The following is an 18,200-nucleotide window of genomic DNA, read 5'->3' on the forward strand; positions in this document are numbered from 1 at the left end:
TTGGCCGCGTGTCGGAAAACAGCCTTCCGCTCGATCAGCCGTGCGGGACTCGCTCAATGATGAGGTCCAGCAAGGCTCGCAGGCGGGGCAAGCGCCGCAGGTCGCGATGATAGCCGATCCAGGTATCGCGGGACGGAGGCTCTTCACCGAGATCGACAAGCGCCAGGCCGGGGGTCGCATCTCCCAGCGAGCGGGGAAGGACGGCGAGCCCGGCGCCAAGGGCGCAGAGCCGGGCCTGGATTTCCCGGCTGTTGCTACGGGATATGATCGTGGCATGGGGTAGGATGCGCATGACCCATTCGACGTCCGGCATGCCGCCGAAGGCCGTATCCATCAGCACCAGTGGGCAGCCGGCACCGTCGCCCGATCGGGGTCGCCAGCGGTCGGAGCCGGCATAGAGCCCGTAGCGGATCGTCACCAGCTTGCGGGCGATCACCTCGGGTTCGTCGAAGGGCGCGATACGCATCACAAGATCCGCCTCCCGCCGCGCAAGGCTGTAGACCCGGGCATCCGTCAGCAATTCGACCGTGACCTTGGGATGCAGGCCGGCGAATTCCGCCAGCACCGGGCTGAGCAAGGTCGTGCCGAACCAGTCGGAGCAGGACAGGCGCAGAAACCCCTCGAGCCCGCCGACGCTACCCGCGAGTTGCCGCTGCAGGGCCAGTGCCTCGTCTTCCATGCGAACGGCGTGCGCGAACATCGCTTGTCCCTCGTCGGTCAGGACGAAGCCGCCGCTGGTGCGCTGGAACAGTGTGGCGCCGGTGGCGGCCTCGAGGACGCGCAGCCGACGGCCCATGGTTGGCTGGGTCTGGCCCAGACGACGGGCTGCGGCGCCGAGGGTGCCCTCCCGCGCGATGGCGAGGAAGATGGGCAAGTCGCTCCATTCGAGGCGTCGCATCTGGGCAACCAAACAATTCTGCATGGATCTCGTGCCAAGAAATACAATCGCCATGCAGTCTCGTCGAGGCCAGATAATGCGTCACAAGGAGTGACGCCATTGATCCGTTCCAGCCCCACCATGACAGCCGCCCTCGTCGAGACGACGAACGGCCCCTTCCGCCTCGTCGAGATCGCACGCCCGACGCCGAACGCCGGCGGGGTCCTCGTCCGTATCCACGCCAGCGGCGTCAATCCGCTGGACACCAAGATCCGCGCCGGCGTCGCGGCCCATGCCCGCCATACGCTGCCCTCCATTCTCGGCCTTGACCTCGCCGGCGTGGTGGAGGCGGTCGCGCCGGATGTCACGGCGTTCCGCCCCGGCGATGAGGTCTATGGCATGACCGGCGGCGTCGGCGGGATTCAGGGCAGCCTCTCCGAGTACGCCGCCGTCGATGCCGACCTGCTGGCGATCAAGCCGGCCAATCTTACTATGCGTGAGGCCGCGGCCCTGCCGCTCGTAACCATCACGGCATGGGAGGGCGTCGTCGATCGCGCGAAGGTCCGGCCGGGCCAGACGCTGCTCGTACAGGGCGGCGCAGGCGGCGTCGGGCATATCGCGGTGCAGATCGGGCGCGCTTTCGGCGCCGTCGTCTTTGCGACCGGCAGTGCAGCCAATGCGGATGTCATCCGCTCCCTCGGCGCCACGCCGATCGACTATGCACGCGAGCGGGTCGAGGACTATGTCGCCCGCCACACCCGCAGTGAGGGCTTCGATCTGGTCTACGACACCGGCGGCGGCGCCGTTCTCGACGCCTCCTTCCAGGCGGTGAAGCGTTTCGGCCATGTGGTCAGCGCCCTTGGCTGGGGAACCCACTCGCTGGCGCCCCTGTCATTCAAGGACGGCACCTATTCTGGCGTGTTCACCTTGGCACCGCTGCTGACCGGCACCGGCCGCGCCCATCTCGGCGAGATCCTGAAGCAGGCTGCTCGATTGGTCGAGGCAGGGAAGCTGCGGCCCCGCGTGGACCCGCGCGCATTCACGTTGGATACGGTCGCGGCGTCTCATGCCGCGGTCACGGGCGGGAACAGTGCCGGGAAGATTGTCGTCTCGATCGTCGAAAACTGATGTCGCGTCGCGAAGTGGAGCGAAGACCGCAATCGGCGCAATCCGTCCATCAGCGCTCAATATCGCTTGGCCTCGCGTGCGCGAGGCTGCTATGGCACTCAAAGATACGCGATGAAATGCAGTGGGATTCCGCTTTTTGCGGACCGAACTAACGAAGCTGCAGCCGCGAAAAATGTAGGCATGTCTGTAGGCATGAAAAATTTTCTACCTCTGATTCAATTTTAAAATCATACAGTTGATCCCTCAGCACGATTCCCTCTTGGACCCGGCATTCGCGGCTCAATCGTGCTTCGGTGCCGATGCGAGCACCGACCTGATCTTCTCGGCATCGGCAGGGGTCGCCGGATTGTAGACCACCATGCCGAGGTCCGGACGGCCGTCCACCGCGAAGGCGGAATATTCAAACGAAACCGGGCCGATAATTGGGTGTCGCAAGTGCTTGATGCCCTCGCCATGGCCGTGGACGTCGTTATCGCGCCACATGGCCGCGAACTCGGGGCTGAGGCGGCACATTTCGTCGACCAGGGGCTTCACTTCCGCGGCCGCTCCCGCCCGCGCAGCGTCCGCGCGGAAGGCGCCGACCACGAACCTTGCCACGCTCTCCCAGTCATACTGGGCGGCGCGGACGCGCGGATCGAGAAAGATGAAGCGCAGGACGTTGCGCTGCTCGGGCGGCAGCTTTCCGTAGTCGGTCAGGATCACCGTCGCGGCCGTGTTCCAGGCGACGATGTCCCACGTGGCGGTGCGGATGAAGGCAGGGCTCGGGTTCAGCGCATCCAGCACGCGCTGAAGGCGTGGGGTGACGCCTTCGTTCTTGCGATAGCGCACGTCGGGTGTGTGCCCGAGGCCGAGCAGGAACAGATGCTCGCGCTCCACGTCGGTCAGCATCAGGGCGCGCGCGATCCGGTCGAGCACGTCGGCGGAGGGAGCGCCGCCGCGCCCTTGCTCAAGCCATGTGTACCAGGTCGCGCTGATATTGGCCCGTTGCGCGACCTCCTCGCGCCGCAGGCCGGGCGTGCGCCGGCGCGCCGGGGAAAAGCCAAGCGCCAAGGGATCGAGCTTCGACCGTCGATCCTTGAGATAGGATCCGAGTGGATTGTCGTCGGCGCCGCGGATATCCATGCTGTTAGTCATCATACCCTGATAAGGTCACTACTTTACCAGGATATCCAGGACGCAGACATAGGTCTCCAGCACAATCAGGAGACTTTGCGCATGCGTGTTTTTGTGACTGGCGCGACGGGGTTCATCGGCTCGGCCGTCGTCAAGGATCTGATCTCGGCCGGCCATCAGGTGCTCGGCCTCGCGCGTTCGGATGAGACCGCGGCGGCCCTGGCGGCCACCGGCGCCGAAGTGCATCGCGGATCGCTCGAGGACCTGGACAGCCTGACGCGCGCGGAGGCCCGATCGGATGGCGTGATCCATCTGGCCTTCAACCACGACTTCTCGAAGTTCGCCGCAAATTGTGAGGACGATCGCCGCGTCATCAAGGCGCTCGGGTCGGCTCTCGCAGGCTCCGACCGACCCTTGATCGTGACCTCCGGGACCGGCATGGCCAACACCGTGCCCGGTCAGCCGGCCAGGGAAGACGGAGCGGTCATCGGTTCCGATGTGATCCCGCGCGCGGCTTCGGAAGAAGCGGCTGCCGCTCTCGCTGCGTCGGGGGTCAACGTGTCGGTGATGCGGCTTCCGCAGGTTCACGATACCCAGAGGCAGGGGCTCGTCACCTATGCGATCGCGATGTTCCGGAAAATGGGCGTGTGCGGCTATGCGGGTGATGGCAGCAACCGCTGGCCGGCGGCTCATGTTCTCGACGTCGCGCGCCTCTACCGGCTGGCGATCGAGAAGGCCAAGCCGGGCGCCAAATATCATGCTGTCGCCGAAGAGGGCGTGGCCTTCCGCGACATCGCCGAAGTCATTGGCCGGCGCCTCGATCTGCCGGTCAAATCCATTACTGCGGACGAGGTCGAAGCTTATTTCGGCTGGCTCGCCTCGTTCGTGAAGCACGACGCTCCGGCCTCAAGCGCTCAAACGCGGGAACAACTCGGATGGACTCCGACCGGTCCCTCCCTGCTCGCCGACCTCGAACGGTTCCCCGTTTCGGCCGGTTGAGCCTCCGCTTCACGGTTTGAAACAATGCTCCCTGTGCCATCGCAGGAAATGGGGATGGGGTCGCTCGATCAGCCTGCGGGGCGCGATGGCGCGGCCGTCTTTGTTGATGAAGGCGCGCACGCCGTCGGGATCGTTGGTCTGTCGAGAAATGAGAATGTCCAGATCATCCGAGAGGCTGATCAGCCCACGATCGAACATCCAGTGCGCCGTGCCCGACAGCGCCAGCCCGTTGCTGACGATGTCGGGACCGTTCGCCTCCACCGGCCGAATATGCGCCGCCGCCACTTCGGCACGCCCGCCGCCATTGATCAGCTTGAGCCCGCTGATGGCACAGCGCTCGTCATAGGCGCGCAGCACGACGCACCGAAAAATGCGATCGCGGACGATCCGGGAGGACAGAGTGTCGACGCGCTCGCGGGTCTGCTCGAACACGAACGGCGCCTGCTCTTCCTGAAAGCCGTAGAAGGACGCGCCCTCATCCACGCGCGGAAGCAGGGGCGCACTGTCATTCAGTCCGAGAGTGACGATCCGGTTGAAATCGTCCGGCGAGAGCGGACGCACAGCGGCTTGGGCGCGCCCCGAAATGCGCCCGTCCGCGTTCAGCACACCGCGCTCGATAACGCCATCGGCATCGCTGAACGGCACCGGGCTCGCGAAATCGAGATAGCTGCCGGGATAGCTGCCGGGTTCGATGAGGGCGAGATACATCCCCTGAGCGTTGTTATCAGGAACGACACGCTCGACCCGGGCGATCGCGAAATAGCCGCGGGTGTCCGCCACCTTCCGGGGTTCGTAATAGACGATCCAGTCCCCGATGCAGGCCTCGACCCGTCCCAGATACGGACGCGGGAACTGATATCGCTCAGCCGGGCTGTCGTCGTAGATCGAGTCTGAGCGGTGAATGAAGACGCCGAATCCCATGTGCCATCCCTGATCCCTGCGCGATCGTAGCGCAGATTGGGGATGGTTCGGCAGCAAGGGGCCCACTCACCTTCGGTGGCGCGTGGGGCATCATCCGCCCGGCACCCAGGCCTGGCGCGGCAACCATCACTGACCGCGTCCGGCGCATCCTGCAGGTCTGGGCAGGCCGCCCGCCGTGATGGGTGTCTTGCGGCGAACCATCAGCAGCACCAACACAAGACCGGACGCGGCCGCAGCCGCACCGGCCAAGGCAACTGCCGGATAGCCCAGCCCGCCGGCGATCACCGCCCCACCCAGCGCCGCGCCCATGGCGTTGCCGAGGTTGAAGGCACCGATATTCATGGCCGAGGCCAGATTCGGCGCGTCCGAGGCGGTGGCCATGACCCGCATCTGCAATGGCGGTACGAGGGCGAAGCTCGCCACGCCCCACAGGAAGATCAGCACGACGGTCGGCAACGCAAAGGGCATCGCCAGCGCAAAGGCGATGAGCAGGACGCTCAGCGAGGCCAGCGTGACGATCAGCGTGCGATCGACCGACCGGTCGGCGAACCTGCCGCCCAGCCAGTTGCCGACCGTGAGGCCTATTCCATAGGTCACGAGCATGGTCGTGACAAAGGCGATGGATGCGCCGGTTTCCTGCTGCAGGATCGGCGCGATATAGGTGAACACGGTGAACATGGCCGTGGAGCTCAGCACAGTGAGGGCGAGCGCCAGCAGCACCGGTCCGCGGCCAAGAACCTTCAATTCCGACACCATGTCCCCTCCGGAATCGGCGGCAACGTCGGGTAGCGTCAGGCGTAGCGCGGCCATGGCAACGACGCCCAGCGCCGCGATGCCCCAGAAAGCCGCGCGCCATCCAACGAGGTCGCCGGCCCAGGTCGCGAGCGGCACGCCGACGACATTGGCGATGGTCAAGCCCATGAACATCGCAGCGACGGCCCCGGCGCGCCGATTTTCCGGCACAAGGCTGGCCGCGACGATCGAACCAACGCCGAAGAAGGCGCCATGGTTGAGCGAGGTGATCAGACGCGCCGCCAGCAGCATCTCATAGCTGGTCGACAGCGCCGCCATCAGGTTGCCGACAGTGAAGATCGCCATAAGGCCGATCAGCAAGGTCCGGCGCGGGACCCGGCCGGTGGTGAGCGTCATCAACGGCGCCCCCAGCATGACACCCATGGCGTAGGCGCTGATGAGCAGGCCCGCGGTCGGAATGGAGACGCCGAGATCGTTGGCGATCACCGGCAAAAGACCCATGGGCGCGAACTCGGTCACGCCGATGCCGAAGGCACCGGCGGCCAGCGCGAGAAGCGGAGGATTCAGTTTCATGAGGAATGGCTTCCGGTTCAGACGAGCGGCGGATTCAGACGGGCGAACCCGTCCTGTTGCCGATACGGCGTGTGGGGATAGGGCGGCAGGACATCGCTGGCCGCATCCAGCGCCGCCGTCTGCTCGGGCGTCAGAGACCAGCCGACCGCGCCGAGGTTCTGGCGCAATTGCTGCTCGTTCCGGGCGCCGATGATGACGGAGGCGACAGTTGGGCGTTGCAGCAGCCAGTTGATCGCGATCTGCGGCACGGTCTTTCCGGTTTCACCGGCGATGGCGTCCAGCGCGTCGACGACACGATAAAGATGCGCGTCTTCCACCGGCGGGGCGAAGAGCGCGGTCTGGTGCAGGCGGCTTCCCTCGGGAATCGGTACGCCCCGGCGGATCTTGCCCGTCAGCCGGCCCCAGCCCAGCGGGCTCCACACCAGAGCGCCGACCCCCTGGTCGGCCCCGAGCGGCATCAGGTCGGCCTCATAGGCACGGCCGATCAGCGAGTAGTAAACCTGATGGGCAACATAGCGCGGGCGTCCATCGCGATCCGCAGCGGCTAGCGCCTTCATCAGCTGCCAGCCCGGATAGTTGGAGACCCCGGTGTAGCGGACCTTGCCCGAGGCGACGAGGGTCTCAAGCGTCGCAAGCACCTCCTCGACAGGCGTCGAGGCGTCGAAAGCGTGCAATTGCAGCAGGTCGATATGATCGGTGCCGAGTCGGCGCAACGCCGCCTCCACCTGGCGGATCAAGCGGCTGCGCGACACACCCCAGTCGCCCGGTCCCTCGCCGGTCGGCAGTCCCGTCTTGGTGGAGATCAGTACGGCGTCCCGACGTCCCTTGATGGCTTCGCCCAGCACCCGTTCCGAGGCGCCGTCGGAATAGACATCCGCAGTGTCGAACAGGTTGACGCCCGCTTCCAGGCAGATGTCGAGCAGACGGCGCGCCTCATTGGCGTCGCTCTGGCCCCAGGCGCTGAACAGGGGTCCCGTGCCGCCAAACGTTCCGGCGCCAAAACTGAGAACGGGAACCCGCAGCCCAGACAATCCCAACTGCCGATATTCCAAGGTGGCCTCCATGAGAGCGATTACGTTTCCACGCAAAGATGGACGTTTCCGAGATCCGGGAGTAGGCCTGCCACAGGCCAAGCATTTTTGATCTGGGTGCAAAGATGGTCATGGAGGGTACGGACCGCGCACGGGAGCTCGAGGTCTTCTCGACCATTGCGCGCATGGGCAGCTTCTCCGCCGCCGGCCGCGCGCTGGGCCTCACGCCATCAGCGGTCAGCCGGACGATCGACCGCATCGAGGCGCGTCTCGGCGTGCGGCTGCTGATCCGCACCACCCGCGCACTCACCCTCACGGCGGAGGGGCAGAGCTATCTCGGCGCCGCCCGGCGCATCCTGGCGGACCTCGACGAGGCGGAGCGGGTAATCGCCGACCAGGGCGCGCCGCGCGGGCGGTTGAGAGTCAGCGCGGCCTTCTCGCATGGCCGGCTTTGCATTGTGCCTTTGCTGGGCGATTTCGCCCGCCGCTATCCGCATATCCTCGTCGATGTCAGCCTGACCGACACCGTCGTCGACGTCGCAGCGGGACAAGCGGATGTGGCGATCAGGTTCGGTCCGCTGGCGGACAGCGCGTTGACGGCGCGGCGGATCGGCGAGACCGGTCGCAGCGTCGTGGCCTCGCCCGCCTATCTGGCGCGGCACGGCACGCCGCGGGTGCCGGAAGACCTGCTCCGGCACAACTGCCTGAACTTCAACTTCCGCCGCGCCGAGCCGGTATGGCCGTTCCGCCGGGACGGGCGCGATTACGCGCTGACCGTGACCGGAACCATCGAGGCCAATAATGGCGAGACACTGGGACAGCTGGCGGTGGATGGCGTCGGGATAACCCGCGTCGGAAATTTCGGCATCGTCGACGACATCGTGGCCGGCCGTCTGGTGCCCCTGTTGGAGGCCTTCAATCCCGGCGATGTCGAGGCGATCCATGCCGTCTTCGTCGGCGGCGCCACCATACCCGCGCGGGTGCGCGTGTTCGTCGACTACCTCACTGAAAGCCTACGCTGAAGTCGTCCGTCCGTTGATGGACGCGCGAATATTCAATAATAATTGAGAAAAACGGGCTCATGATGGAGCCCCCGTTCAATCCGGCAGATCCACCAGCGGATCCGGCTTGGCGTAGGCGATCAGGGCGGAGCGGTCCGCGAAATGAACCGAGGAGCCTTTTGTGCGGACGCCGTGCTCGGTGAGCGTGGCGAAGGCGCGGGACAGGTTTTCCGGGGTCATGCCGAGGCGAGCCGCAAGCGTGCGCTTCTCGACCGGAATTTCCATCGTTCCGTTGCCGCCCTGCTCAAACTCCGCGCGAATGAGCCAGTTGGCCAGCCGCTCCGCCCCGTTGCGAAGCTTCAGGTTTTTTAGATCCCTTATGGTCCGCCGGTAGTCGTCCGCGAGCTTCATCACCACCGCCCGCATGAAGGCGGGGTCGGCCTCCATCGTCGCGCGAACATTCTCCGCCGGCAGCATGAGGATGAGCGATCTTTCCAGGGTCCGCGCCGACTGGAGGTAGACCTGATCGTTCAGCACCGCGGCCAGGATGAAGAGACCCACCGGGCGGACCAGCTCGATGGTCGTCTCCCGGCCTGCGGTTCCCGCGAACAGCTCCGCCGCCCCTTCCACCACCACGTGCAGGAAGTCCGCCCGGTCGCTTTCCCGGATCAGCACCACGCCCGGCGGAAATCGCTGCAGAAACCCTGCCGCCAAGAGACGCGCAAAGGCGTCCTGCGCGACGTCCCGGAACAGCGGCAACTCGCGGATCGCCGCGGCATCCTCGACCCTCATGGGCGTTCTCTCGTTATTTTCGATCGACACGTATCGCTTAACATATGTCAATTGAAGAGTAAATATAGGTCATTCTACGGCCAGTATATTATCATAAAACTTAAAAATTCTCGGATATTCCTCGGCTGTATCGGCCTTCGTCTGTTTATTCTGATTCAAATCAAAGTTGATGGTCCGAAGTTGAAGCAGTTTCCGGTTCGGGCGCTGTGCAGATGCGCCTGAGAAAACCGCCCGAGATCCATCATGCATGCTATCCAAGACGTCGATCGCGGAGATCAGCGCACCTCGCTCGCCATGAGCACGGTTGCCTTCACCGTCTGTTTCGCGGTCTGGACCATCTTCTCCATCATCGGCATCCGCATCCGGCAGGACCTGGGTCTCAGTGAAACCCAGTTCGGTCTGCTCGTCGGTACGCCGATCCTCACCGGTTCCCTGATCCGCGTGGTGCTCGGCATCTGGACGGACAGATACGGCGGACGGGTGGTGTTCACCGCGACCATGCTGGCCGCCGCGGCAGCGACCTTCCTCCTGTCCTATGCCCATACCTATCCGCAGATGCTGGTCGCCGCGCTCGGCGTCGGCATCGCCGGTGGGTCGTTCGCCGTGGGCGTGGCCTATGTCTCGCGCTGGTATCCGCCGGAGCGGCAGGGCACCGCGCTGGGCATTTTCGGCGCCGGCAACGTGGGCGCCGCGGTCACCAAGTTTCTCGCCCCGTTCGTGCTCGTGGCCTTCGGCTGGCAAATGGTGGCGCAGGTGTGGGCGGCCGGCCTCGTGCTGATGGCCGCGGTATTCTGGTTCACAACCAAGGATGACCCGGTTCTCGTCGAGCGCCGGCGCTCCGGCGTGAGGCCCAAGAGCGCCTGGCTCGAACTCGAACCCCTGAAGAACGTCCAGGTCTGGCGCTTCGCCATCTATTATTTCTTCGTCTTCGGCGCGTTCGTCGCCCTGGCGCTCTGGCTGCCCCAATATCTCATCAACGTCTATGGGCTGGACATCAAGACCGCCGGCATGATCGCGGCGTTCTTCTCCGTGCCGGCCAGCCTGTTTCGCGCCTATGGCGGCCACCTGTCCGACGTCTACGGCGCGCGCCGCGTGCTCTACTGGACCTTCCTGGTGGCCATCGCCGCGACCTTCGTCCTGTCCTATCCGCCCACCGATTACGTGGTGCACGGGGTCAACGGACCGATCGCATTCCACCTGGAGACGGGGCTGGTCGCGTTCACGGTCCTGGTGTTCGTGCTCGGCTTCTTCATGGCCCTGGGCAAGGCCGCGGTCTACAAGCACATCCCCGTCTATTATCCCGGCCATGTGGGCTCGGTGGGCGGTCTGGTCGGCATGATCGGCGGCCTGGGCGGGTTCCTCCTGCCCATCCTGTTCGGCGTGCTGCTCGACCTCACCGGGCTCTGGACCAGCTGCTTCATGGCGCTGTTCGTCCTGGTGTCCGGCGCCCTCGTCTGGATGCATGTCGCGGTTCGCCAGATGGAACGGGAAGCCGGCGGCGAGACGCTGGCCAGGCTGCCGCAATTCCCGGAAATGCAGGGCATGCCCGAGCCAAGGGCCACGGCCGTCCCGGCGAAGGGTGGCGTGCTCACCGACTGGCGCCCGGAAGACCCGGATTTCTGGACCCGGACCGGCCGCGCCATCGCCCGGCGGAACCTGTGGCTCTCCATTCCCGCCCTGCTGCTGTCCTTCGCCATCTGGCAGGTGTGGTCGGTTGTGGTGGCCAAGCTGCCGTTGGTGGGCTTCACCTTCACAACGGACCAGCTGTTCTGGCTCGCTGCCCTTCCGGGCATCTCCGGCGCCACGCTGCGGATCTTCTATTCCTTCATGGTGCCGATCTTCGGCGGCCGGCTGTGGACCACGCTCACCACCTGGTCGCTGATCATTCCGGCGCTCGGCATCGGCTATGCGGTGCAGAACCCCGACACGCCCTATGTGGTGTTGCTGATCCTCGCCCTGCTATGCGGCCTCGGCGGTGGCAACTTCGCCTCCTCCATGGCCAACATCTCCTTCTTCTTTCCCAAGGCGGAGAAGGGCAATGCCTTGGCGCTGAATGCCGGCCTCGGCAATCTCGGCGTCAGCGTGGTGCAGTTCGTGGTGCCTCTGGTCATCACCATGGGGGTGTTCGGCTGGCTGGGCGGCGACCCGGCGATGGCGAAGGGCGCGACGGGCCCGGTGCCTCTGTGGCTACAGAATGCCGGCTTCATATTCGTGCCGTTCATCGCGCTCTCGGCCTTCGCGTCGTGGTTCGGCATGAACGACATCGCCGATGCGAAGGCCTCGTTCGCCGAGCAGGCAATCATCTTTCGGCGCAAGCACAATTGGATCATGTGCTGGCTCTATACTGGCACGTTCGGCTCCTTCATCGGCTATTCCGCCGGCTTCCCGCTGCTGTCGAAGATCCTGTTTCCGGACGTCAACGCGCTGCAGTTCGCGTTCGTCGGACCTCTGGTCGGTGCGCTGTCGCGCTCCGGCACCGGCTGGCTGGCGGACAAGTACGGCGGCGGCCGCGTCACCCTCTGGGCGTTCGTGCTGATGATGGCGGGCGTCTCCGGCGTGCTGTGGTTCATCGGCGTCAAGGACCAGGCGGGCGCGTTCTGGGGCTTCTTCGCCTCCTTCCTGCTGCTGTTCTTCGCCACCGGCGTCGGCAACGCCTCCACGTTCCAGATGATCCCCGCGATCATGACCAAGGAGATGGCCCGGCTGATGCCACTGGCCGACGCCGAGGTCCGCCGCCGGCAGGCGGAGAAGGAATCCGCCGCGATCACCGGCTTCACCTCAGCCATCGCGGCGTTCGGCGCCTTCTTCATCCCCAAGGGCTACGGCACCTCCATCGCCCTCACCGGCGGGCCCGAGGCGGCGCTCTGGGGCTTCCTGATCTTCTATGTGAGCTGCCTCGCGATCACCTGGGCCGTCTACACCCGCAAGGGCGGCCTGCTCCACGACATCGAGCGCGCCAAGCGCGGCGCGTCAATCCATCCGGCCGCAGCCGAATAATCAAGGGCGAGACTGATGTCCCATTTCCTCGATCGCCTCACCTTCTTCAAGAAGACCGTGGATGAATTCTCCGACGGCTACGGCATCGTCACCAACGAGGACCGCTCCTGGGAGGACGGCTACCGCAAGCGCTGGCAGCACGACAAGATCGTGCGCTCCACCCATGGCGTGAACTGCACCGGTTCCTGCTCGTGGAAGATCTACGTCAAGGGTGGGATCGTCACCTGGGAGACCCAGCAGACCGACTATCCCCGCACCCGCCCGGACCTGCCCAACCACGAGCCGCGCGGCTGCGCCCGTGGCGCCTCCTACAGCTGGTATCTCTATTCGGGGGCGCGGGTGAAATATCCGATGATCCGCGGACGGCTGCTGAAGCTGTGGCGTGCCGCGCGCGCCGAGCTGCCGCCGGTGGCGGCCTGGGCCTCGATCGTCGAGGATGCCGGCAAGCGGACATCCTACATGAGCGTGCGCGGCCATGGCGGGCTGGTGCGGGCGACCTGGGACGAGGTCAACGAGATCATCGCCGCCGCCAATGCCTATACGGTGAAGGCCCATGGCCCGGACCGGGTGATCGGCTTCTCGCCCATCCCCGCCATGTCCATGGTCTCCTATGCGGCGGGCTCGCGCTATCTCTCGCTGCTCGGCGGTGTGTGCATGTCGTTCTACGACTGGTATTGCGACCTGCCGCCCGCTTCGCCCCAGACCTGGGGCGAGCAGACCGACGTGCCCGAGAGCGCGGACTGGTACAACGCCGGCTTCATCATCGTCTGGGGCTCGAACGTGCCGCAGACTCGCACGCCGGACGCCCATTTCTACACCGAGGTCCGCTACAAGGGCACCAAGAGCGCGGTGGTGAGCCCGGACTATGCCGAGGCCACCAAGTTCGCCGACATCTGGCTTAACCCGAAGCAGGGCACGGATGCGGCGCTGGCGCTCGCCATGGGCCATGTGATCCTGCGCGAATACCATCTCGACCGGCAGGCGGCCTATTTCGAAGACTATATTCGGCGCTATTCCGACATGCCGTTCCTGGTGCGCCTCGTGGCGCGGGACGGCCGGCTGGTGCCGGAGCGGATGCTGCGGGCCTCGGACCTGGCGGGCGGCCTCGGCGAGGCCACCAATCCCGAGTGGAAGACCGTGGCCATCGACACCGCCACCGACACGCTCGTCGCCCCGCACGGCTCGGTGGGGTATCGCTGGGACGGAAGCGGCAAGTGGAACCTGGAGGAAAAGGACGGAACCGGCGGTGACGTCAGCCTCCGCCTGACCCTCGCGGGGCCCGGCGCCGACATCGCGGCGGTGGACTTCCCCTATTTCGGCGGCCGCGCCACCGAGCATTTCGTCGCCACCCAACACGGCGAGATCCTGACCCGAAACGTGCCGGTGCGGACCATTCCCGCGGCGGATGGCGCCACCATCACGGTCGCCACCGTGTTCGACCTGATGATGGCCAATTACGGCCTCGACCGTGGCTTCGGCGGCAACCATGTGGCGCGGAGCTACGACGACGACGTGCCGTTCACGCCTGCCTGGGCGGAGCGCATCACCGGCGTGAAGCGCGACGCCATCATCACGGTGGCGCGCGAGTTCGCCACCAATGCGGAGAAGACCAAGGGCCGCTCCATGGTGATCCTCGGTGCCGGGATCAACCATTGGTATCACATGGACATGGCCTACCGGGGGATCATCAATCTCCTGGTGTTCTGCGGCGCCATCGGCCAGTCCGGCGGCGGCTGGTCCCATTACGTGGGCCAGGAGAAGCTGCGCCCGCAGACCGGCTGGCAGCCGCTCGCCTTCGCGCTCGACTGGAGCAAGCCGCCCCGGCACATGAATTCCACCTCGTTCTTCTATGCCCACACCGACCAGTGGCGCTACGAAACCCTGACGGCGGCGGAGATCCTCTCGCCCACCGCGCCCGAGGGCGATTGGGGCCAGAGCTTCATCGACTACAACGTGCGGGCCGAGCGCATGGGCTGGCTCCCCTCCGCCCCCCAGCTCAAGCAGAACCCGCTGGAGATCGCCGCCAAGGCCAGGGCCGCCGGGCTCGAGCCCAAGGATTACGTGGTCCAGGGCCTGAAGTCGGGCGCGCTGGAATTGTCCTGCCGCGATCCCGACGATCCGGCCAACTGGCCGCGCAACATGTTCGTGTGGCGCTCGAACCTCCTGGGCTCGTCGGGCAAAGGGCACGAATATTTCCTGAAGCACCTGCTGGGCACCACCCACGGCGTGATGGGCAAGGATCTCGGCCCCGAGGGCGCGGTGCGCAACCAGGAGGTCGCCTGGCACGAGGAGGCGCCGAAGGGCAAGCTGGACCTGCTGGTGACGCTGGATTTCCGCATGTCCACCACCTGCGTCTATTCCGACATCGTCCTGCCTACCGCCACCTGGTACGAGAAGAACGACCTCAACACCTCGGACATGCATCCCTTCATCCACCCGCTGTCCGCGGCGGTCGACCCGGCCTGGGAGGCGCGCACCGACTGGGACATCTACAAGGGCTTGGCTAAGGCATTCTCGCAAGTGTCGCGCGAAGTGCTGGGCGTGGAGGAGGACGTGGTCCTCACCCCGATCCTGCATGACACGCCCGGCGAAATGGCACAGCCTTTCGATGTGAAGGACTGGGCGCGCGGAGAGATCGAGCCCATCCCCGGCAAGACCATGCCGGCGGTCAACGTCGTGACCCGCGATTATCCCAACCTCTATGCCCGCTTCACCGCCCTCGGCCCGCTGCTGGGCAAGGCCGGGAACGGCGGCAAGGGCATCTCCTGGAACACCGAGCACGAGGTGGCGGCCCTCGGCGCCCTGAACGGCGTGCGAGAGGGCGGCGCGGCCGAGGGCCAGCCGAGGATCGAGACCGACATCGACGCCGCCGAGGTCATCCTCATGCTGGCGCCGGAGACCAACGGCGAGGTGGCGGTGAAGGCCTGGGAGGCGCTCTCCAAAGCCACGGGGCGCGAACACGCCCACCTGGCCCTGGCCAAGGAAGACGAGAAGATCCGCTTCCGCGATATTCAGGCCCAGCCGCGCAAGATCATCTCCTCACCCACCTGGTCCGGCATCGAGAGCGAGAAGGTCTGCTACAATGCGGGCTATACCAACGTCCACGAACTGATCCCCTGGCGCACCCTCACCGGACGCCAGCAGCTCTACCAGGATCATCTGTGGATGCGGGCCTTCGGCGAAGGTTTCGTCACCTGGAAGCCGCCGGTGGACCTGAAGACCATCGCCGGCGTGAAGGATCTCAAGCCCAACGGCAACACCGAGATTGTGCTCAACTTCCTGACGCCGCACCAGAAGTGGGGCATCCACTCCACCTATACCGATAACCTCCTGATGCTGACGCTGAACCGCGGCGGCCCGGTGGTGTGGATTTCAGAGACCGATGCCAAAGCCGGTGGGATCGTCGACAACGACTGGGTGGAGGTCTTCAACATCAACGGGGCGCTGACCGCTCGCGCGGTGGTGTCCCAGCGCATCAAGGCGGGCATGATGATGATGTATCACGCCCAGGAAAAGATCATGAACACGCCGGGCTCCGAGCTGACCGGCAATCGCGGCGGCATTCATAATTCGGTGACGCGCACGGTCCTGAAACCCACCCACATGATCGGCGGTTACGCCCAGCAGGCCTACGGCTTCAACTATTACGGCACCGTCGGCGCCAATCGCGACGAGTTCATCGTCGTGCGCAAGATGGCCGCGGTGGACTGGCTGGAAGGACCCCTGACCGCCGATCAGACGAAGAACAACGCGCCGATGGAGGCAGCAGAATGAAAATCCGTGCCCAGATCGCCATGGTGTTGAACCTCGATAAGTGCATCGGGTGCCACACCTGCTCCGTCACCTGCAAGAACGTGTGGACCAACCGCGAAGGCGTCGAATACGCCTGGTTCAACAATGTCGAGACCAAGCCCGGCGTCGGTTATCCCCGCGAGTGGGAGAATCAGAAAAAATGGAACGGCGGCTGGCAGCGCAAGAAGAACGGCCGCATCGAACCAAAGATGGGCGCAAAATGGCGCGTTCTCGCCAACATCTTCGCCAATCCCGACCTACCGGAGATCGACGACTATTACGAGCCATTCACGTTCGACTATGAGCATCTGCAGACAGCGAAAGAATCCAAGGCGTTTCCCACCGCACGTCCCCGTTCGGCCATATCGGGACAGCGCATGGAGAAAATCGAGTGGGGCCCGAACTGGGAAGAAATTCTTGGCGGTGAATTCGAGAAGCGCTCGAAGGACGTGAATTTCGAGGGGATCCAGAAGGAAATCTACGGTCAGTTCGAAAACACCTTCATGATGTACCTGCCGCGCCTGTGCGAGCACTGCCTGAACCCGGCCTGCGCGGCGGTCTGCCCCTCCGGCGCCATCTACAAGCGCGAGGAAGACGGCATCGTCCTCATTGATCAGGACAAGTGCCGGGGCTGGCGCATGTGCGTCTCCGGCTGTCCCTACAAGAAGATCTATTACAACTGGTCTTCGGGAAAATCCGAGAAGTGCATCTTCTGCTATCCGCGCATCGAGGCCGGCCAGCCGACCGTGTGCTCGGAAACCTGCGTCGGGCGCATCCGCTATCTGGGGGTCGTGCTCTACGACGCCGACGGCATCGAAGCCGCCGCCAGCGTGCCGGACGAGAAGGATCTCTACGAGGCCCAGCTCAAACTGTTTCTCGATCCGAAGGATCCGGCGGTGATCGCCCAGGCGCGGGCGGACGGCGTGCCGGAAGCCTGGCTGGACGCGGCCCAGCGTTCGCCGGTCTGGAAGATGGCGATGGAGTGGAAGATCGCCTTTCCGCTGCACCCGGAATATCGCACCTTGCCCATGGTGTGGTACGTGCCGCCGCTCTCGCCGATCCAGTCGGCCGCCGCCGCGGGCAAGATGGGCGTCAATGGCGACATGCCGGACGTGCGGTCCCTGCGCATCCCGCTGCAATATCTCGCCAATCTGCTCACCGCCGGCGACGAGGAGCCGGTGGCCCTGGCGCTGGAACGCATGCTGGCCATGCGCGGCTACATGCGGGCCAAGACGGTGGATGGCCGCCTCGACGAGCGGATCGCCGCCGAGGTCGGGCTCACCGGCGCGGCCATCGAGGAGATGTACCAGGTGATGGCGATCGCCAATTACGAAGATCGCTTCGTCATCCCCACGGCCCACCGCGAATGGAGCGAAGACGCCCAGGATCTGCGCGGCTCCTGCGGCTTCTCCTTCGGTAACGGCTGCTCGGGTGGCACGTCGCAGACCAATCTGTTCGGCACCAAGCAGACGAAGAAGGCCACGAATCCGATGGAGATCGTGTGATGACCGCAACCCTTGAGTCCGTCACCTTCAAGGCGCTGTCGGCGCTGCTCACCTATCCCGGCGCGCCGCTCGTCGGCGCCATCGCCGAGATCGAGGCGGCGCTCGCCGCCGAGGGCCTCCTCGATGCGCAGCACCGGGCGGCCCTGAGCCCGCTGCTGAACGATCTGCGCACGCTCGACCTCTACGAGTTGCAGGAGCGCTACGTCGACCTGTTCGACAGGACCCGCAAACTGTCGCTGCACCTGTTCGAGCATGTGCATGGCGAGAGCCGGGACCGTGGGCAGGCCATGGTGGACCTGGCCGGGCTCTACGACGCCGGCGGCCTGATGTTGGCGGCCAACGAGCTGCCCGACTACCTGCCGCTGTTCCTGGAATATCTGGCCACCCGGCCCCGCGCGGAGGCGCGCGGGCTGCTCGCGGATACCGATCATATCCTCGCCACCCTTGAGGAACGGCTCACCAAGCGTGGAACGCCCTACGCTGCGGTGTTTGCAGCCATTCGGGCCGCGGCCGGCGCGGCGCCCATGGTCCTGGACCCAACCGCCCCCTGCGTTCCGGAGCTTGACGATCTCGCTGCGCTGGATGCCGCGTGGGAGGAATCCGCCGTGGTGTTCGGCCCCGGCGAAGCCCTTGACGGCTGCTCCGTCGATCGCCTGCGCACGCAGATCCGCGCCGGCGCGCGTGACGCGCGCACCGCCACCGCCTGAGGGAGACGAAC

Annotated in this window: 13 protein-coding genes; 7 read left to right on the plus strand and 6 right to left on the minus strand. The window is 65.4% G+C overall.

Annotated features, from left to right (window positions below; genetic code table 11):
• Positions 1-34: 34 nt before the first annotated feature.
• A complete protein-coding gene (locus V5F77_RS04535; RefSeq protein WP_429004139.1) occupies positions 35-898 on the minus strand; it encodes a LysR family transcriptional regulator in 864 nt (287 codons plus the stop codon).
• 120 nt (positions 899-1,018) lie between these two features.
• Here V5F77_RS04535 and V5F77_RS04540 point away from each other — a divergent pair, with 120 nt between their 5' ends.
• Positions 1,019-2,005 (plus strand): zinc-dependent alcohol dehydrogenase family protein, encoded by a 987-nt coding sequence (locus tag V5F77_RS04540; protein WP_429004344.1) that lies wholly within the window; start codon positions 1,019-1,021, stop codon positions 2,003-2,005.
• A gap of 279 nt (positions 2,006-2,284) precedes the next feature.
• Here V5F77_RS04540 and V5F77_RS04545 read toward each other — a convergent pair whose 3' ends face one another.
• Complete coding sequence (locus V5F77_RS04545; protein WP_429004140.1) at positions 2,285-3,127, minus strand: helix-turn-helix transcriptional regulator; 843 nt, start codon at positions 3,125-3,127, stop codon at positions 2,285-2,287.
• Between the two features lie 93 nt (positions 3,128-3,220).
• Between V5F77_RS04545 and V5F77_RS04550 the strand changes: the two genes are divergently transcribed.
• Positions 3,221-4,117, plus strand: coding sequence for an SDR family oxidoreductase (locus V5F77_RS04550; protein WP_429004141.1), 897 nt, complete (start codon positions 3,221-3,223; stop codon positions 4,115-4,117).
• 9 nt (positions 4,118-4,126) lie between these two features.
• Here V5F77_RS04550 and V5F77_RS04555 read toward each other — a convergent pair whose 3' ends face one another.
• From V5F77_RS04555 to V5F77_RS04565, 3 genes are all read right to left on the minus strand, one after another.
• Positions 4,127-5,038, minus strand: coding sequence for an HNH endonuclease (locus tag V5F77_RS04555; protein WP_429004142.1), 912 nt, complete (start codon positions 5,036-5,038; stop codon positions 4,127-4,129).
• A 126-nt stretch (positions 5,039-5,164) separates the two neighbouring features.
• Positions 5,165-6,364, minus strand: coding sequence for an MFS transporter (locus tag V5F77_RS04560; protein WP_429004143.1), 1,200 nt, complete (start codon positions 6,362-6,364; stop codon positions 5,165-5,167).
• Positions 6,365-6,381: 17 nt separating this feature from the next.
• Entirely contained in the window at positions 6,382-7,416 is a 1,035-nt protein-coding gene (locus V5F77_RS04565) for an aldo/keto reductase (RefSeq protein ID WP_429004345.1), read from the minus strand.
• 104 nt (positions 7,417-7,520) lie between these two features.
• Between V5F77_RS04565 and V5F77_RS04570 the strand changes: the two genes are divergently transcribed.
• Positions 7,521-8,417 (plus strand): LysR family transcriptional regulator, encoded by an 897-nt coding sequence (locus V5F77_RS04570; protein WP_429004144.1) that lies wholly within the window; start codon positions 7,521-7,523, stop codon positions 8,415-8,417.
• Positions 8,418-8,492: 75 nt separating this feature from the next.
• On the opposite strand, the gene V5F77_RS04575 is transcribed toward V5F77_RS04570, so the two are convergent.
• Positions 8,493-9,188 carry a cyclic nucleotide-binding domain-containing protein gene (locus V5F77_RS04575; protein ID WP_429004145.1) on the minus strand — a complete coding sequence of 232 codons (696 nt, stop codon included), beginning with the start codon at positions 9,186-9,188 and terminating at the stop codon, positions 8,493-8,495.
• Positions 9,189-9,431: 243 nt separating this feature from the next.
• On the opposite strand from V5F77_RS04575, the gene V5F77_RS04580 reads away from it, so the two are divergent.
• From V5F77_RS04580 to narJ, 4 genes are read left to right on the plus strand one after another with little or no spacing between them, the layout of a single operon-like run.
• Positions 9,432-12,185: a nitrate/nitrite transporter gene (locus V5F77_RS04580; RefSeq protein WP_429004146.1), complete on the plus strand. Its 2,754-nt coding sequence runs from the start codon at positions 9,432-9,434 to the stop codon at positions 12,183-12,185.
• A gap of 15 nt (positions 12,186-12,200) precedes the next feature.
• Positions 12,201-15,959, plus strand: coding sequence for a nitrate reductase subunit alpha (locus tag V5F77_RS04585; RefSeq protein WP_429004147.1), 3,759 nt, complete (start codon positions 12,201-12,203; stop codon positions 15,957-15,959).
• Positions 15,956-17,482, plus strand: a complete 1,527-nt coding sequence (narH, locus tag V5F77_RS04590) for a nitrate reductase subunit beta (RefSeq protein ID WP_429004148.1) — start codon at positions 15,956-15,958, stop codon at positions 17,480-17,482. Before V5F77_RS04585 ends, narH begins: the two co-directional genes overlap by 4 nt.
• Entirely contained in the window at positions 17,482-18,189 is a 708-nt protein-coding gene (gene narJ / locus V5F77_RS04595; RefSeq protein WP_429004149.1) for a nitrate reductase molybdenum cofactor assembly chaperone, read from the plus strand. Before narH ends, narJ begins: the two co-directional genes overlap by 1 nt.
• Positions 18,190-18,200: the final 11 nt, after the last annotated feature.

The organism is Roseixanthobacter psychrophilus (genome assembly GCF_043195195.1).
Lineage (GTDB): Bacteria > Pseudomonadota > Alphaproteobacteria > Rhizobiales > Xanthobacteraceae > NCEH01.

Coding starts and splice junctions, on each gene's coding strand:
- V5F77_RS04535 (WP_429004139.1), bottom strand. CDS start 898: ATGCGACGCCTCGAATGGAGCGACTTGCCCATCTTCCTCGCCATCGCG.
- V5F77_RS04540 (WP_429004344.1), top strand. CDS start 1,019: ATGACAGCCGCCCTCGTCGAGACGACGAACGGCCCCTTCCGCCTCGTC.
- V5F77_RS04545 (WP_429004140.1), bottom strand. CDS start 3,127: ATGGATATCCGCGGCGCCGACGACAATCCACTCGGATCCTATCTCAAG.
- V5F77_RS04550 (WP_429004141.1), top strand. CDS start 3,221: ATGCGTGTTTTTGTGACTGGCGCGACGGGGTTCATCGGCTCGGCCGTC.
- V5F77_RS04555 (WP_429004142.1), bottom strand. CDS start 5,038: ATGGGATTCGGCGTCTTCATTCACCGCTCAGACTCGATCTACGACGAC.
- V5F77_RS04560 (WP_429004143.1), bottom strand. CDS start 6,364: ATGAAACTGAATCCTCCGCTTCTCGCGCTGGCCGCCGGTGCCTTCGGC.
- V5F77_RS04570 (WP_429004144.1), top strand. CDS start 7,521: ATGGTCATGGAGGGTACGGACCGCGCACGGGAGCTCGAGGTCTTCTCG.
- V5F77_RS04575 (WP_429004145.1), bottom strand. CDS start 9,188: ATGAGGGTCGAGGATGCCGCGGCGATCCGCGAGTTGCCGCTGTTCCGG.
- V5F77_RS04580 (WP_429004146.1), top strand. CDS start 9,432: ATGCATGCTATCCAAGACGTCGATCGCGGAGATCAGCGCACCTCGCTC.
- V5F77_RS04585 (WP_429004147.1), top strand. CDS start 12,201: ATGTCCCATTTCCTCGATCGCCTCACCTTCTTCAAGAAGACCGTGGAT.
- narH (WP_429004148.1), top strand. CDS start 15,956: ATGAAAATCCGTGCCCAGATCGCCATGGTGTTGAACCTCGATAAGTGC.
- narJ (WP_429004149.1), top strand. CDS start 17,482: ATGACCGCAACCCTTGAGTCCGTCACCTTCAAGGCGCTGTCGGCGCTG.